Genomic DNA, 16,269 nt, shown 5'->3' with positions numbered 1-16,269 from the left:
ATTTTCGGGTAAAATAAGGCGATTATATGTTAAGTGGAAGAGGGAGTTAAACGCTATAATAGATACTACCGTAAGGAAAGTTGCTGAATTCTTATACAACAAGGGAGTCTCATTAATTAAGGTTGGTTATCCAAAGAACATAAGTCAGAAAAAGGGTAACTTTCTAGTTGTTAACGTCTGGTCTTATAAACAAGTTATGGAAAAGTTGAGGGATGTTGCTGAAGAACACGGAATAACTGTTAAGTTTGTTAACGAGTCGTATACCTCGACCACTTGTCCCATCCACGGCAATGGATGCGGGAAAAGACTTTCAAGGGGTTTATTTAAGTGTACAACATCTAACAAAGTATTTAACGCAGACCTAGTTGGTGCGTTTAACATATCCATAATCCTGAGTCCTAATGATGGTGGGATCACCAGAGGGATAGGGATAAGTTGGGGTAAGACCACCCCACTGGTCTATACGTGGACGAGAGGATCGGGGCTGGTAGTACCAGCTAGATATGATTCTATGAGGGTGAAACGTATGGATCAAAACCTATGAACCGCTCTGAGGGGAACCCTCGCTCTTTAGAGCGGGGAGGAGGTCAGATTTGCCGTTGAAAGGGGTTTCACTTAAATTGTGACATTTTTACACATTTAATGATTTTTCTTCTTCCAAGATGCTTATATTTAAAAAAGCAATAATTATCTGTCCTACATGTGAATATTGTAGACCGAAGAAGGGACTACAAAGGAGTGAAGGATTAGAAACTAAGGAGTAGTTTTCCCACAGCCGCTTTGGTGGTGTAGGTTGGATTAGACCTCTAATGGATAGTGATGATGAGCCTCGTTCACGACGTGGTGAAGTATAATGGTTTTACGGAGATGATAATAAATGTCCATAAAGCTCGAACCCTATATGAATATTTTCTTGATGTCATAGAAACCGACATCACACAAATAGAGGCTAAGAATCCTGGTTAAACCAGATATAATTTCTTACTTGAATGTCCTTCGTTGCTGGGACGTCGTTGTCCTCAGCGGAGTATTTTTACCTGAAGTATAGGTTAAGACGGAAGTCCTTAATCGTGATAAAGTGTAGCGATCTTTACTCTTGTCTTCTCGAGTTTTTTGATCTCTTCTTCCCAGGAAATTTCTGGATCCTCCTAACTTCCTTAGAATTCTCTCATATCTTTCATTGTTTTCGGCATCGTGCCCATGAGATGTGGTATGCAGTCTATATACATATAAGTCTATACCTAGGATCTTACTTGATTTTCTGTTCAAGAGAACTTTTACTTTACGCGCACAAAAGCTGCGTAGATTTTTCACTCCCGTTTGGCTTGATGATAATGCGTTTCATCTTATCTGAGGGAATTCTCACTGTACATTAATCTTGAATTTCACTTGAAGAGAAATCAAGGAACATTAATTTCTTATTCTTGTCCTTAGTTTCCATCTACCTGTATATATACGAGGGAGAAGTAACTATTGTTTCGTTTTTCCTTAGGAAACCTATCTAGTCTTTAAAAGATCCTTCAATTCATGAAAGCTATAAGCAATGCTTTAAACAAACTGAGAGCAGAGTTGTTAATTCCTTGTATTGTGTTCTCGGTTAGGGACTAAACTCTTTTAACCTATATTCTTATTCAGCACTTTATATCCTTTTACAGAAGTTGATTAATGCGTGCCTAAGCATGTTATATACCACTTACATTAACTTCAACCGAGCTTTTAACCTTAATGTGTGTCCATCAGCGTTAGTTCGGAACCAGAACTATATGAACTACATCATGTCCTTATCTAAAAAAATGGTTTATATACTGTTATAAGGGGGCATTCCTCTCTATTTACCCGATGGGGTTTGGGCTTTACGGACATTTATTGCCATGTCCGTAAAACCCTTGGTCTTCACCACGTTCTGAGCCGAAGCTCATCATGCGCCCCATTAGCGGGATAACCCCATCCACACTCCTGAAGATCTTGTCAAAGACCTTAGGCGTGGGGAAACCCGCACATGCTTAGTTCCTTCCCCATCCTTTACTCTTTCATAGTCCTCCTTCGGGTCTACACACCCACATTTGAGACATATAATATTATTTTTAGAATATATAACTACTTTGGTTGGAAGTGAAAAATCATGAAATTCATAAAAATGTCACAATTTAAGCGAAACTGCTGACAACGGCGTCTTTCGTAATCCAAACCCTATTAAAGATAAAAGTAGACATATTTTATCCCAATGTAATCCAGAAACAGAATGAAAAGATTTTTTTATCTTGTAATATCAATGTTATCTAATGATAGTAAGAGTATATAATATGGGTGGAATAACTGAACCCTTAGAACTAAGCCTTGAAAAAGGGGTAAATGTATATAAAGCCCCTAATTCATATGGTAAAACATCCTTGTCAAAGTCAATGCTATCTTTGCTAACCTCATCTCTTAAACCAGAAGATCTACTAAATGCCTTTGCTGATTCGGGGTATGTTGAAATTGAGATGAATGGTAAGACTTATTATAGAAGGATAAAAAGAATCAAGGACAGATTTACAGAAGATTCAAAGCTTATTATTAACGATGATAGGGCGCTATTACTTTCGTATTTCTCACCAGAAAATAAATTACTAAATCAAATTCTAGCTGGAGAAGAGAACGTAGAGTGGTTTATTTCAGCAACGTCAAAGATAGCAGAAATAAGAGCTAGAAAGGATGAACTTGACTCTAAGCTAGAGCAGCTGAAAAAAGAAATGGAAAACTTAGATAAGAAATACGAAGAGGCAATAGATCTTCAAACAAAGATAAGACAATTGGACAGTGAAATTTCTAAATTAGAGACAGAAAAAGAAAATAGTAAAGTACTGAACAAGGCTACAATAACAATTACTACTACGAGGAACAATAAACTCTATGATTTACAAGAAAGAATAGAGAGCAGGAAAAGAGATCTAAAAGACGTACAGCTCAGATTAGACAAAATTGAGCAAGAGATAAAGCAAAAGGAGTCCATGGTATCATCGGAGATAAGGGAGTCTTATGAGGCACAACTATCTCAGATAAACCAAGAATTACAATCTAAAGCATCACTGAGAAACAATCTAGATATAGAGATAAAGCTATTGGAAAAAGTTCTGGATCAAATTAAAGAATCAGAAAAACAGCAGCTTTCAACATGTTATGTCTGCGGATCTCACGTTGAACCGTCGACGTGGAGAGTTAGAGTTGATGTAATATCTAGCGAACTTAATGAGAAGAAAAATAATTATACTAGTATAAAAAATGAAATTGCTGAGTTAGATCAGAAAAAGGCAGAAATAGAGAAAAGATTAAAGGATTTAGATCAAATGGAAAATGACATAAGAAAGCTCAAAATGGTAAGGGAAGAATTACAGGATAAAATAGCGAATATATCTGGACAGATAAGTGATTTGGAAAGACAAAAGAGAGAAATGGAGGAGAGATTTAATAGAAGCTCTGCTGAAGTTGTAATGCCAATAGAGTCAAAGGATCCAATATTAGAGCGTATAGAGGAATTAAAGAAAAAGAAGGAAAACTATGAGTATGAATTAATGTCAATCGGTATTCCCAATTCCATCCTGGAAAAACTTGATGAAAAGAAAAAGGAGATCGAGGGATTACAAGAAGAAGTGGAAAGCCTTCAAAAGGAGTATATAAGAAGGCTTACTGCAGCTAGGGATGAGTTCGTAAGGGCTTCTAATTACTTACTAAGGCAGTTAGACTTTAACATAGAGGCTAAGATTGATGAAAAGTATAGGTTGGTGGTTATGAGGAAAGGTGCGGAGTTAGACTTAAAGAAGCTATCATCATCAGAAAGAACAACACTAGCGTTAATATTAATCGTTACTGCAATGAAGTCATACTTTAAGACTCCATTCTTCCTTGTAGACGAGTCCTTTATGACATTTGATCAAAAAAGATTTGGGATATTAACAAACTACCTCTCAGGCATAACTGAATATATCATAATAACGAAGAGTGATGAGAGAGCAGAGATCACGAAGGAGACCACGGTACCTCAAGTTTCTTCATAAGGATTTTGTTGAGGTCTGTGTTTATAGCATCGTCTATCTGTTCAGGAACCTTAGTTATAGGAGTGAACCAACCTACTGATGCTGCCATTCCAAGTTCCTCTGCCTTGTTCTTTAACCACATTGCCACTGCTAAGCCTGAAAGAGTTGGCTTGAATATTACTATAGTTGGACCGATAGAAGAACTAGATATTTTTACGGCATGTTTTGAAATAGTTTTCCATCTAGTTTTTGTTATTATTCTAACTAGTTCCTTTGCTCTATCCTTTTCCCCTATTGCATAAAATATTATCATATGGAAAAACGGCTTTAACCTAACTTAAAAACTTTAACTCGTCTTTTTCAAGTCAATTACAGAGCTAAAAGAAGATTTTTAAGAAAATTCATTTTGATAGCTAGCCAGAACCTACTCCGCATCCACAATAGCCGTATTCATCTATTTCTAAACCACATACTGGACAGATTACTCCTGTTCCAGAAACCTCTTCCGAGAATTTTCCGAATTGCATAAAATGGGTATCTAAAAGAGATCTAGCTAGATCCCTTATTGAGATTATTCCTCTTAATTTTCCATCTTTTCCTACTATTGGGAGATGTCTAAATCCATGATCTAACATAATTCCAAGAGACTCAGTAGCGCTAGTATCCTCTGTTACGCCTTTGATATCTTTAGTCATGTATTTTTCAACAGGAGAATCTAAGTCTTTGTTTGCAGCAGCTTTCACTACATCTCTTTCAGTAACAATACCTACAACTTCATCTTTTTTACCTAAAACTATGAGAGACCCAATGTTCTTATCCTTTAATGCTTGGGCAACAGTAACCATTGAATCCGTTGATCTTACGACGAAAACTTTACTTTTTGCGATTTGAGCCACCTTTATATCCATGAGAATTAAATGGTATAACTTAAATAAAAACTTTGTATACATAGTCTAATCAAAGGTATCTATAACACTGTTACGATATAATTAGAAGCATTGTTAAAGCTTAAGATTGGAGGACGATTGTATATATTAATCATGAAATATATATTCCTCCATCAGATAAAGATATAGGATCCACTATTATATTTTAATCTTGATAATAATATATAATGGATTATGTTTTATTTTTAATTGAAAACTTTCTCTTATGGATATTCTATCACACAGGAGAACCCAATTTGTCTATAAATATCAAGACTTAATTGAAAAAATTCAATTATCTTTTAACTTAATAAGGTTAAGTCTATTGGAAGCTCTAATGTATGAGAGTATATACACCATGAAAATATATAAATTCACTTTCTAACATTTTCACTTTCTAACATTCCTTTTGTACCACTAAGAGTGGTTGCAATTGACTCTACGAAACAATATAGTGCATATCGAACAAGATCTTATTTAAGCTCCAGAATTTGTAATCCCTAACCGTATGGGATTTAAGGCTGAAGCGAAGCAGTATCCTTGATGCATTTTCCTAAAAATCATTTGAACAAACTTTAATTATCATTTTTACAAGAATGAATCGTGGGCTTATTTAGGAAAAAAGGAAACTCTGAAAACGATAACCTATTGAGGATACTGTTTACTTCAGACGTTCATGGTTCAGATATTGTAATGAAAAAATTCCTAAATGCTGGTATAATGTACAAAGTAAATGCGCTTATAATAGGAGGAGATCTGGCAGGAAAAACCCTAATACCAATTGTAGACCTTGGTAATGGCAAATATGAGGTAGAGAAAAAGGAAATAGGCAAAGAAGGTTTGAACGAAGCAATAAAGAGTATAAGGGACAGGGGAGGATACTATACAATAGTAGACAAGAAAGGCCTAGATGAATTAAGAGAAGATAAAAAGAAGTTAGATGAGGCATTTAAGACAGCAATAAGTGATGTATTAAGATCTTGGTGCAAAATCGTTGAAGAAAAACTCAAGGAGGTAAATATTCCTCTTTACGTTAATTTAGGTAACGATGATCCGGAATATATGTTTGACGTTATAGACGAATGTGAGAAGATGAGGAGAACTGAAGGAAACGTTATTAATATTGGAGATCATGAGATGATATCCTATGGGTATGTGAATCCTACACCTTGGAATACCCCTAGGGAAATGGATGAAGAAAAGCTTTATGAAGAACTAAAGAAACAGATATCCAAATTAACTGATGTTAGTACATCAATATTCAACCTTCACCCTCCACCTTATAACACAAACTTAGATAATGCTCCACTCCTCGATGAAAATCTTAAACCTGTTATAAGAGGAGGAGAAATAGTAATGGTCCACGTTGGATCTAAGGCAGTAAGGAAAGTCATAGAGGAATATCAACCATTAATAGGGCTTCATGGTCATATTCACGAGTCAAGGGGATTCGATAAGATAGGAAGAACTGTAATTTTGAATCCTGGAAGTGAATTCGGCGAAGGTATATTACACGCAGCGCTCATAATTTTAGAAAAGAATAAGATTAAGGCTCATCAGTTTATAATTGGTTAGCATCTTTAATTTATATTTAAGAAAATTTTATATAAAATTTTCCTATTATTCTTATATTAGCTGTATTTTAGGTTAAATTAATAAAAAGAATGAAAGATCTAAAATAATGTTGTAAAATATGAAAAAGCTGTAGTATAAAAGGATGGAAACCGATAAGTAAAAAAGGCGTAAAAAGTAACTTATAGTTGATGGCATTAATTTTGTTGATAAGACATGGGCATAGCACCTCTAATCAGAATAGAGTCTTATCACATGACAATAACACATACCCATTGACAGAAGAGGGACAGAATCAGGCAAAGAAAGTAGCCAAAGAGTTGGAGAGAGTTAAGGTAAGCAAAATTTATACAAGTCCTATACTGAGAGCTTATCAAACTGCTTCAATAATAGGTAATCATCTTGGGATAGTACCAATAGTAGATGAAAGATTGAGGGAAAGATTTCTAGGCGAATTAAATAACACTAGGTTTGATCCCTCCGACCATTGGAAGATAAAGTTAATTAGAGGACAAATAGAGGTCAGGGGATTAGAACCGTGGGAAGTTATGCAAAAAAGAATGATAGAGTTTGTAAATTCGATAAGCGGTAAAGATGATGGAGCTATAGTTGCAGTTAGTCATTATGATCCAATAAGGTCGATAATTGGCTATATTCTAGGTTTAGACGATATATCTGCTTATGGTATATCTTTGCCTAACGCTAGTATAACATCTCTTGAAATTAAGGAAGGAAATTTTAAAATACACTCCATAGGTTCTCCTATCCTTTCTAAGGATGCATTACAGAGACTTTATCGGTATGTTGAGATCGCTAACAGATAAGATAATTTTTTCTTTATTTCTTTTATTTAGACTATCTAGTATGACTAGATTAACATTGTTTATTGACTTTTCAATGGCCTGTAAAATCACATTATTTGATATTTTTTCTATAAAATGTTTTGAAATTATATGAGAAATGCAAGAGGATTTAGATAAGCGAGAAGCAGTAGGTGAATAATGTGGACCACCAAAGACTGTAATAACGCTTTCGCACTCTATATCGTCCACTTTTCCAATACCCTTTAAAGTAGCCTTTACTAATTCCGATACTAATTTTTCATTAGTCCAAAACTCCATAGAACTACCTATTTCTACAAATAATATTGGAACTTCTAAAGTGGGACCATGATGAGTTGCCTCAAATGTTTTCTGAATATCTATTGGTATATCTATTAATTCTCTATATATAGCTGTTATAAGCTTTGGAAAAGCTATATCTAGAGTTTCTGGTTTTCCACCCAAAGTTGCTTCAGTCGGATTTCCGACGTGATGGACAGTAAATGACGGTATTTTAGAGGAGCTTTCGTGTCTAGAAAATACAACTATTATATCTTTTCCACTGTATGAAAATTCTGTTACATCATCCTCGACTTCCTCAAAAGAATATCCAAGTCTTTTAATAGTGTTACCAACAGGATCTTTTCTTGAAACTATTATTTTTATATCCACGACTCATTAAATACAGTCTTTATTTTAATAAGGTTAACCCTTAAGTAAGGATATCGCTTTTTCAACTAAGATTGGAGCTAGAGCAAATCCTAGTTTATGTCCCCCAACTAATATAGCATTATCCGAAATCCTAGTTACGATAGGACCTGTAGGAACAACTGTTCTAAAGCCTACCTTTACTTCCAATTTATCGGTTATAGGACCAATAACGTTAGAAAAAGTCTTCAAAGTTTTTGAAATTTCTTCGTAGTCTATACTCTGATCTTGTTGAGGTTTAGAATCACCATTCAAGTATAGGTTATCCCCCTCAACTGCTATTCTATCATTCACTATTAAAATTCCTTTTAGTCCGATCTTCATTGTTATTATTAAATGTCCCTTAAAATAGTTAACGTCTATGTTGTATAACCCTTTAATTAACTCGTAAATTCCATATCCTAAAGTAAAGATGTACTGATCAGCCCTTATCTTTCCATTTTCTGTTTCAAGATAAGATATACTTTTATTATCAAATACTATTTTTTTAACCATTTCCTTTTTCATGTTAATATCCTTAGTTAAGGATGATATTATTTGAGGACCCTCAACAAACATACCGTTATCGAACAATTCAGCGTATTCTAAGTTTACTTTTGGTTCTAATTCCTTTATTTCCTTCGACTCAATAATTTTTCCTCCTAGTTTCTTTTCAGAGCTTCTTATTACGTTAACTTTTTTGAAGTTTACTCCTAATTTATTACAAAGCGTAGAATATATTTCCTCAGATCTTAAACAGTCTCCGAATAAATCTCCACATAGGGGTGGTATTATTGTCCAAAGGCTGGCCATTGAATTCTTAGGTCCTTTGAAGTCTACAACTAATGAATCACTTAATGAGTAACTTAGCAAAAGACCAGTTATTCCTCCCCCCACTATTACTGTGCTCATACTTACTACTGTATACTAAATTCAATATAAACTTTTTAAAGTCTAAGTTCAAGATAAGTCTATGAGCGGAGATTACGATCCAGAACTTGAGAAGATATTGATGAATAAATTTAAACAGATAGTGAGTAATAAGGATACTATGCAAGAAGAAAAAAAGGGATCAGGAGAAGTAGCACATTTAGATAAACTAAATTTTGATCAGTTCATTAAATCTCATGGAGTTGTAGTTGTTGACTTTTGGGCAGAATGGTGCGCTCCGTGTCTGATGTTAGCACCAATTATGGAAGAACTAGCAAAGGACTATCCTAATGTTGCCTTCGGAAAAGTGAATTCTGATGAGAATCAAGAGATTTCCGCAAGATATGGTGTAATGAGTTTACCTACAATTCTGTTCTTTAAAAATGGCGAGCCTGTAGATGAAGTTATAGGTGCTGTACCAAGGGAAGAAATCGAGATAAGAATTAAACAACTGCTAGAGTGATATTAATGAAACCGTTATTATTAGGAGTAGATAGTTTAAGTTACTCCAGTTTTATGAAGTGTAGTCCAAAATTCTTAATGATGTTATTTGGTAGTACTTTTAGGGGAGTTGTTGTTAATAGGTCTCCTCAGCATCCAGCATCGTCTTGGATGAAAGTACTTCAGATGGAAGTAGAGGAAAAGAATTTTCTAACCAAGTTAGACGAGGCGCCGAAACTATTGAAGGATACTGGAGCTGTTGCAGTGAATTTACCTATCACTAATCCCACATATGGAGAACTCAGATTAAATTATTTTGATGGACTAAGTGCAGAGGAAGAAGTAAATAAAGTAGTAGAGGCTATTCTTAATGAAATCGATGACCAACCAGTTGTAGCGGATATTACGTTGTTAGATAGGCTATTACATAAATCATCTCAAAATAAATGTTCACTTTATAAGATTGTGGATGATACAGTAAAGAAACTGATCAATAAAGTGGATGAGTTTATTTTGTTCTCTCCATACGGAGAACCAAAGTCAGATAAGATGTGCGATCATGAAGATTATGGAGTATATTTAGCGTCTGAACCTAGACCTAATGAACACGATGTCGTAAAGTTAGAGGAGATTGGTTTATTATTTAAAAAGATTGTTAAGGGATATTAGTTCTGTAAAATGGATAGAGAGCTAGTATTACTGGTTCAACATAAAGTCTTTTTCTGTCTATTATTCCTGTAAGTATACCTACAGCGCCCTCATTGTACTTACTACCTGACTTAGAGAACACCTTATCGACTGCATAACCAAGTTCAACTCCATTATTTAATTCTTTTACTATAGAAGGAGGTAAGGTAAATGCAGAGGAGATAGAGAAATTCTCATTTCCTTCCTTATCAACCGCATGAACTACAGCAAACGCCAAAATTCTGTTTTGGGCTACGCATAATCCCCCTTCAATACCAATCCCTAAGTCTGAAGCCGTTTGAGCTAATGAAAGAATTGCTCTTCTTCTTGCCCCTGCAAAAGTCTCCTCACAATATGGTTGATTTGGCACTTGAGGATCTACCTCAACTGAAATGATCTGCGCAGAAATTCCAATCTCTTTAAGAGCATCATTTACTGCTTCTATTTTTACCTTATTTTTAGACCCAACTGAAACTAACATTTTTAACCCTTACTTATAACTTTTGATTATGACAACAATTAAAGTCGGAGCTTTAGCCGATTCAGGAGATCTTTATCCGTTTATTCCACTTATGGAAGGTAAAGTTAAACCAGAAGGTTTCAACTTGGAATTTGAAATAATTCCAACTGTCCAAGAAATTAATGAAAAAGTTCTTGAGAAGGTTATTGATGTGTCTGTTCCTTCAGCAGCAATGTACCCATACATCCAAGATGATTACTACATTCTAGGTAATGCTGTAGCATCGGCCATAGATGGAATAACAGGTATGCCAGTTTTGGCAATTTCTGAGATGAAAAAAGAGGATCTTGGATCTTCTAGGCTTATAGTTCATGGTCCTAACACTTCTGCTTTAACCTTATATAGGCTTCTCATAGGAAAATATAGGAAATTAGTCATCATAAGAAAAGTTTTGGATGAAATTAAAGCTCTAGGTAAGGATGGTGATGTACTCGTAGCAGTTCACGAGATAAAAATGATGTATGCGATGAGAAAACTGGGAATTAAACCTTATGTAATCACAAGCATGTGGGATATGTGGAAAGAAATCTCAGGAGGATCTCCAATGCCTATGGGGATGGTAGTGATTAGCAAGGAGATAGGAAAGGAATTAGCTATGAAATTTAAGGAAGTCTATGGTAGGAGCAAGAAGTATGCTGAAAAGCACTTAGATGAGATAATTCCAAAGGATGTAGAAATTATGAGTCAATCACAGGGAGTTAATATGGACCAGGAAATAGTTGAAAAGACTATATGGGCCGATATTCAAGAGTATAATGTCCCTGAAGAAAAGGTTATTCAAGGACTAAGAACTTTCTACTCTATAACGGAGGAAAAGGGAATTCTACCTAAAGTAAAGAACATAGATATTATATAATAGGAGTGAAATAGGGCATTTTTCGTAGTGTAAATAGAGTTCCATCGATGCTGTCTCTCATTTCCTTTAAAATTTCTAAAATGATATTAAGATAATTGAAAGGAATTAATAACTCAATAATATACATCTTTGGCTCACTAATGGAAAATGTAAGCCTTATAAATGGCACATACTCAAGATTTTTAGCAACTTCTTCAGAGGAGGAAATTACATCAAGGATTATATCTCTTCTTCCATAATCAATTATAAAGCTATGAATCTGCAGATTATTATACATTCCTTTAATTATATCTGTAAAAGCTTTTGATGTTCTTAACGTCGAAAACATCAAAGGGTCTCGATTCTCTGTAATACCTTCTAATTTCATTCCGTTAGCTCTAATATCGAAGCTTAAGTCCCATCTATCAAGCAAAGGATCATATGCTTCAGGAATGCCTGAGTAGTTAATAATTGAATTAACTTTTAATTTTTTATTAGGAAATATAACATCAGACTTAATACTCTTTCTAACTGGAAAATTTCCATCAAAAATTACTGTAGAGAAAGAAGGAAGAGGAGTAAAATAAAGATGCTTTATCTCCATCATATATTTTTCTAAGTTACTTTCACTTTCCCTCAATGCCATTGAAAGTAGTTGTAGGTTTGGACCCACCTCCTTTAATGTCTTTACTAGCTGTACGAACTTTGGATACATCGATAACACTCTCTTTTTCTCTGTATTTATGTTTCTCAGGAACTATTTTTATATCTACTATAGCAACTCCATCAAACGAGTTAACTATTCTCTTTATCGTTTTCCTCACTTTATATGCGTCTCTCAGTTTTACATTAGAAGGAAGTCCAACAACTATATATATCATTAGAAACGATCCAAGTTTTCTCGTATAGATATTCTTTATATGAAATCCATACGAAGTCAATATAGTATATATTCTATCTTTTACTGGACAATTACAGTTAACTCCAATGATTGAATATATTGCTTCCTTTACTTGTCTAATGGTATCTATCATTATAAAAGCTACTATTGCAACAGTTATCGAAACAGTTAGCCAATAATAGTCAACAACTATTCCTATAGTTCCCGCTAATTCCATGCCGAAATCAACTTTGCTGTGGGACATGTCTGCCTTTACTAACGATATCCATGAGAACTTACGTTCTATAATGTATACTATTATCGTTACGAATCCAGAAGACATCGTTAGAATGGAAAGCCAGCTTGGAATATCTAGACTTACATTTTTAATAGTACTAAAAACAAAGTTAATTGAAAAGACCGCTATTATAGTAGATATACCCAGTATAGCTAAACTCTCTAGGTTATACAATCCCCATGGAAATTTATGCGTTCTTCTATATATTATCTTTAATAATATTGAGAATAATAGTGCAGAAGATGCATCAATAAAGCCATGTAAGGAGTCTGCTATAAGAATTGAGGAGTTGTATTCAACTCCATAAAAAAGTTCTACAACTGAGACTGGTATAATCGCGAGGCTCGTAACGAAGAATATCTTCGAAACTGACCTCAAACCTTCTAAATGCAACAAACCTCATCACCTTTTTAATCCCCATAATTATATAGCGGTTCCTTCTTAAATATTTTCGCGTTTATATTCTTTTATTTATTTTACGTACTTATATTAAAAGATCGGATAAATCTAAGACATTACCATATAAATTATTCATAAATAAGCGTGTAATATATTATAATATTTTGACGGTGAAAGTTAGTTAATAATGAAAAAGAACAGATCATTATAATCTGAACAATTTTTAGTCATTTACATGAATTTACCTCCTTTACGTTTAAGAGAGCGAAATACATATTGAAGGGTTGAGGATGGATAACCCTTTTCACTAACTGGAAAGGTCAAAGTTCTTTGAACTTTCAGAAGATGAGACTAATGATAGTTAAAATACACGACACAAATAAAAAATTCTGTCGTGACCTATATACTTCAAGACAAGAAAATACTTTATTGAGTATTACGACGGTCTGGACATGGAGGATATAAACGTTAGAGACTACTGTTACCTTCTATTAGATTCTTCATTTATACGAGATTAGTTTTACGAAATAATAGAAATATTCAAATAGTAGATGGGAAAGTATGAAAAGAGTTCAAACTAGTTAATCCACCATTTACTTCAAGGACTAGTCTTCGTTGCGGTTACGTTAAAAAAAGATATGCCTCTTTCAGAGAGGTTTTCCATCTGTGAGAGCAGTGGTTTCACTGCAGACCGTGATATTGTTGGTTCACTTAATGTTATATCATGTGCTGGGTGAGAACCACCCTTACTAGCTGTGGAATCGGTTCCTCTATCTCTGCAAAGGTTAACATTAGAACAAGATCGACCGAAAGGATGACGTAGTCCACAAGCTGTTTCATGTTGTAAAATATATTTAAGAGAAAAAGCGTAAAATTATAAAAAAGATTACTTGTATACTACTAGATCAAATATTATGAATAGTATCAACGCTATTATGAATCCTCCAAGATACCAGTTATCGTACTTAAATAACGCTTTGATTAAATCTGAGAAGCTATTTATCTCCTCCTTTTTCTCTGTCATAATTTCTTTTTATTAAATAAGATTTAAAAAACTTATCCTCAGCATTATGTAGTCGTAGTTTTAAGCTTTTCTTTTAGAGATTATATCATGGCAAGGATATATCTAGGTACTGCTGGAATACCTTTATCCTCAAAGGGAAAGAGTACTGCTGACGGTATAAGGAGGGTAAGAGAACTAGGTCTCAATGCTATGGAAGTTGAATTTGTGAGAGGCGTCAAAATGGGTCTTGAAAAAGCAGCAGAGCTTAAGAAAGTTGCTGAAGAAGAAAATGTAAGACTATCCGTTCATGCTCCTTATTTTATTAATCTTTGTTCTGAAGAGAAGGACAAAGCTGAGGCATCAAAGAACAGGATTTTAGAGACTGCCTCTAGAGCAGAGGCAATGGGTGCTGATGCAATAGCCATTCATGTAGCTTTTTACAAAAAAGGAGATAGAGAAAAATGTATGGAAATAGTAAAATCATCAATGGGAGAAATAATAGACAGAGCAGAAGAGTCTAATATTAAGACAGTAAAATTTGGAATAGAGACAATGGCAAAAGAAACTGCAATAGGTACAATCGACGAAGTTATAGAAATCTCTAAGGATGTAGGAAAAAGAGTTATTCCATACATAGACTGGGCTCACACATTTGCAAGACAAAATGCAAATATTAATTATGGCGAAATAATTGATAGATTAAGTAAAGAGTTGAGTATGTCACACATAAACTCTCACTTTGAAGGATTGGCTGAAAGAAAGGGAAAATTTGTCGATGTACATAGATCGATCAAGTATAATACTCCGCCTTTCGAACCGCTAGCTAAAGAAATACTAAAAAGGGAAATTTCAATAACCTTGATTTGTGAAAGTCCAGAGCTTGAAAATGATGCATTAATAATGAAGAAAATTTTAGAAAATGATGGATATAGGCTAGAGTGATAAAATGTTTGTTATAGCTTCAGATTACGATAGAACTATTTCAAGCGAGTTAGATGGATTTAAGATTAAGGATAAAGTTAAGGAAAGGATAAATCAATTCAGTAAAAGATTTCCTTTTATAGTTGTAACAGGTCGGGAGAGAAAGTTCATATCTAGGTTAGCTCTAGGTCTAAATCCTAGTCTTTGGGTTCTAGAAAACGGAGCTGTATTCCTTAGAGGTAATCAAGTAATTTATAACGTAAGCAATGATTGGTTTTCTATTAGAAATCAAATTGTAAATTATCTTAAAAATAAAGGTATATCGTTTACAGTAGGGGAAGTAATAATATATGTTGATAACGCTATAGATCAAGGTTTAGAACGAGTTGAAAACGGAAGGATAGAGTGGAATAGAAGTGATGCAATGATTTTACCAGAGAACATAGATAAGGGAAATGGTCTTCTCAAGGCCTTAGAAATATTCAAAATAAAGGGGAAAATAATAGCTGTAGGCGATAGTCAGAACGACATACCGCTATTTAGGGTAGCCAACTATAAGGTGGCAGTAAGGAATGCTTTAGAGGAAATCAAGGCAATATCTGACCATGTTTTAACCAAAGAAAACGGAGAGGGAATCATAGAACTTTTAGATATGATTGAATCAGGGACAATTAATTTTACCTTTGATTATATCTAATGCTTCGATCAAGTTCTTAACCTTATTTTCTTTTATTTCGGGATAAAAACCTTCTCTATCTAGAAGTATTGCATCGAGGTAAGCCCTTTTAGCTCCAAGCACGTCTATTTCATATGAATCCCCAACGTGTATTCCTGAGCTTCCAGCAACTTCTACTGCCCTATAGAAAATCTTAGGATGAGGTTTCATGATACCAACATCACATGAAGCAACTATCCCATCCAAATATCTCATTAAGTTTAGATTTTTTACTATTTCATGAACTTTAGGAGTAGTATTGGTAATCATAACTACCTTTAAGCCCATCTTTCTTACTCCTTCAAGGAAATCTATAGCATCATCGTAAAGATCATATTCGCTTGAAAGAAAACTCTTACTTTCTAGTTCCTTGATTTTCTCATCTGGAATAGACATTCCCATTTTAAAAAATAGATCTTTAAAGTCAACATTAGATAGACCCACATTTGGTTCTGGAAAGTGTTTTTCTGCCCATTGTCTCATAAGAGATCTATAAACCAGCCTTGGTTCAACTTCTATATTTAGCGATTTTAATGACGCTATTACGTTCTCATGATATTTAGGCTTAAACTTTACCAGAGTCTCTCCCATGTCAACAAAAACTGCTTTCACATGTGAAAC

Annotated in this window: 18 protein-coding genes; 9 read left to right on the top strand and 9 right to left on the bottom strand. The window is 34.3% G+C overall.

Annotated features, from left to right (window positions below; genetic code table 11):
* Both CM19_RS11655 and CM19_RS11650 read left to right on the top strand, forming a co-directional pair.
* On the top strand, positions 1-544 hold a 544-nt coding region (locus CM19_RS11655; RefSeq protein ID WP_048100619.1), incomplete at its 5' end, for a zinc ribbon domain-containing protein.
* Between the two features lie 1,738 nt (positions 545-2,282).
* Positions 2,283-4,034, top strand: coding sequence for an archaea-specific SMC-related protein (locus CM19_RS11650; RefSeq protein WP_048100618.1), 1,752 nt, complete (start codon positions 2,283-2,285; stop codon positions 4,032-4,034).
* On the opposite strand, the gene CM19_RS11645 is transcribed toward CM19_RS11650, so the two are convergent.
* Together CM19_RS11645 and CM19_RS11640 are read right to left on the bottom strand one after the other, a co-directional pair.
* Entirely contained in the window at positions 3,997-4,326 is a 330-nt protein-coding gene (locus CM19_RS11645) for a hypothetical protein (protein ID WP_048100617.1), read from the bottom strand. The two genes, CM19_RS11650 and CM19_RS11645, sit on opposite strands and share 38 nt — an antisense overlap.
* 100 nt (positions 4,327-4,426) lie before the next feature.
* On the bottom strand, positions 4,427-4,921 hold the full coding sequence (locus CM19_RS11640; RefSeq protein ID WP_048100616.1) for a CBS domain-containing protein: 495 nt from the start codon (positions 4,919-4,921) through the stop codon (positions 4,427-4,429).
* A gap of 621 nt (positions 4,922-5,542) precedes the next feature.
* Here CM19_RS11640 and CM19_RS11635 point away from each other — a divergent pair.
* Positions 5,543-6,514: a metallophosphoesterase family protein gene (locus CM19_RS11635; RefSeq protein ID WP_048100615.1), complete on the top strand. Its 972-nt coding sequence runs from the start codon at positions 5,543-5,545 to the stop codon at positions 6,512-6,514.
* A gap of 188 nt (positions 6,515-6,702) precedes the next feature.
* On the top strand, positions 6,703-7,335 hold the full coding sequence (locus CM19_RS11630) for a 2,3-diphosphoglycerate-dependent phosphoglycerate mutase (RefSeq protein WP_048100614.1): 633 nt from the start codon (positions 6,703-6,705) through the stop codon (positions 7,333-7,335).
* On the opposite strand, the gene CM19_RS11625 is transcribed toward CM19_RS11630, so the two are convergent.
* Together CM19_RS11625 and CM19_RS11620 are read right to left on the bottom strand one after the other, a co-directional pair.
* Entirely contained in the window at positions 7,294-8,004 is a 711-nt protein-coding gene (locus tag CM19_RS11625; protein WP_048100613.1) for a D-aminoacyl-tRNA deacylase, read from the bottom strand. The genes CM19_RS11630 and CM19_RS11625 overlap by 42 nt on opposite strands.
* Positions 8,005-8,037: 33 nt before the next feature.
* Positions 8,038-8,931, bottom strand: coding sequence for an FAD-binding oxidoreductase/lyase (locus CM19_RS11620; RefSeq protein ID WP_048100612.1), 894 nt, complete (start codon positions 8,929-8,931; stop codon positions 8,038-8,040).
* A 61-nt stretch (positions 8,932-8,992) separates the two neighbouring features.
* On the opposite strand from CM19_RS11620, the gene trxA reads away from it, so the two are divergent.
* Together trxA and CM19_RS11610 are read left to right on the top strand one after the other, a co-directional pair.
* Positions 8,993-9,412 (top strand): thioredoxin, encoded by a 420-nt coding sequence (trxA, locus tag CM19_RS11615; protein ID WP_048100611.1) that lies wholly within the window; start codon positions 8,993-8,995, stop codon positions 9,410-9,412.
* 5 nt (positions 9,413-9,417) lie between these two features.
* Positions 9,418-10,059 carry a hypothetical protein gene (locus CM19_RS11610; protein ID WP_048100628.1) on the top strand — a complete coding sequence of 214 codons (642 nt, stop codon included), beginning with the start codon at positions 9,418-9,420 and terminating at the stop codon, positions 10,057-10,059.
* Here the strand turns inward: CM19_RS11610 and CM19_RS11605 are convergent.
* Positions 10,046-10,558, bottom strand: a complete 513-nt coding sequence (locus tag CM19_RS11605; protein WP_048100610.1) for a DUF84 family protein — start codon at positions 10,556-10,558, stop codon at positions 10,046-10,048. The two genes, CM19_RS11610 and CM19_RS11605, sit on opposite strands and share 14 nt — an antisense overlap.
* 28 nt (positions 10,559-10,586) lie before the next feature.
* Here CM19_RS11605 and CM19_RS11600 point away from each other — a divergent pair, with 28 nt between their 5' ends.
* Complete coding sequence (locus tag CM19_RS11600) at positions 10,587-11,453, top strand: menaquinone biosynthesis family protein (protein WP_048100609.1); 867 nt, start codon at positions 10,587-10,589, stop codon at positions 11,451-11,453.
* On the opposite strand, the gene CM19_RS11595 is transcribed toward CM19_RS11600, so the two are convergent.
* From CM19_RS11595 to CM19_RS13230, 3 genes are all read right to left on the bottom strand, one after another.
* Positions 11,446-12,105 (bottom strand): hypothetical protein, encoded by a 660-nt coding sequence (locus CM19_RS11595; protein ID WP_150111442.1) that lies wholly within the window; start codon positions 12,103-12,105, stop codon positions 11,446-11,448. The genes CM19_RS11600 and CM19_RS11595 overlap by 8 nt on opposite strands.
* The gene (locus CM19_RS11590; RefSeq protein WP_048100607.1) at positions 12,059-13,006 is read right to left on the bottom strand and encodes a cation efflux transmembrane domain-containing protein; all 948 of its coding nucleotides are present in this window, start codon (positions 13,004-13,006) and stop codon (positions 12,059-12,061) included. The genes CM19_RS11595 and CM19_RS11590 overlap by 47 nt, the downstream gene beginning before the upstream one ends.
* Positions 13,007-13,895: 889 nt before the next feature.
* On the bottom strand, positions 13,896-14,033 hold the full coding sequence (locus CM19_RS13230) for a hypothetical protein (RefSeq protein WP_171714449.1): 138 nt from the start codon (positions 14,031-14,033) through the stop codon (positions 13,896-13,898).
* Positions 14,034-14,120: 87 nt separating this feature from the next.
* On the opposite strand from CM19_RS13230, the gene CM19_RS11585 reads away from it, so the two are divergent.
* Positions 14,121-14,954 carry a TIM barrel protein gene (locus tag CM19_RS11585; RefSeq protein ID WP_048100606.1) on the top strand — a complete coding sequence of 278 codons (834 nt, stop codon included), beginning with the start codon at positions 14,121-14,123 and terminating at the stop codon, positions 14,952-14,954.
* A gap of 4 nt (positions 14,955-14,958) precedes the next feature.
* On the top strand, positions 14,959-15,630 hold the full coding sequence (locus CM19_RS11580; protein ID WP_048100605.1) for a phosphoglycolate phosphatase: 672 nt from the start codon (positions 14,959-14,961) through the stop codon (positions 15,628-15,630).
* Here CM19_RS11580 and CM19_RS11575 read toward each other — a convergent pair.
* Positions 15,595-16,260, bottom strand: a complete 666-nt coding sequence (locus CM19_RS11575) for an HAD family hydrolase (RefSeq protein ID WP_048100604.1) — start codon at positions 16,258-16,260, stop codon at positions 15,595-15,597. The genes CM19_RS11580 and CM19_RS11575 overlap by 36 nt on opposite strands.
* Positions 16,261-16,269: the final 9 nt, after the last annotated feature.

Source organism: Candidatus Acidianus copahuensis (assembly GCF_000632495.1).
Lineage (GTDB): Archaea > Thermoproteota > Thermoprotei_A > Sulfolobales > Sulfolobaceae > Acidianus > Acidianus copahuensis.
This window is presented reverse-complemented; position numbering and strand designations above follow the sequence as displayed.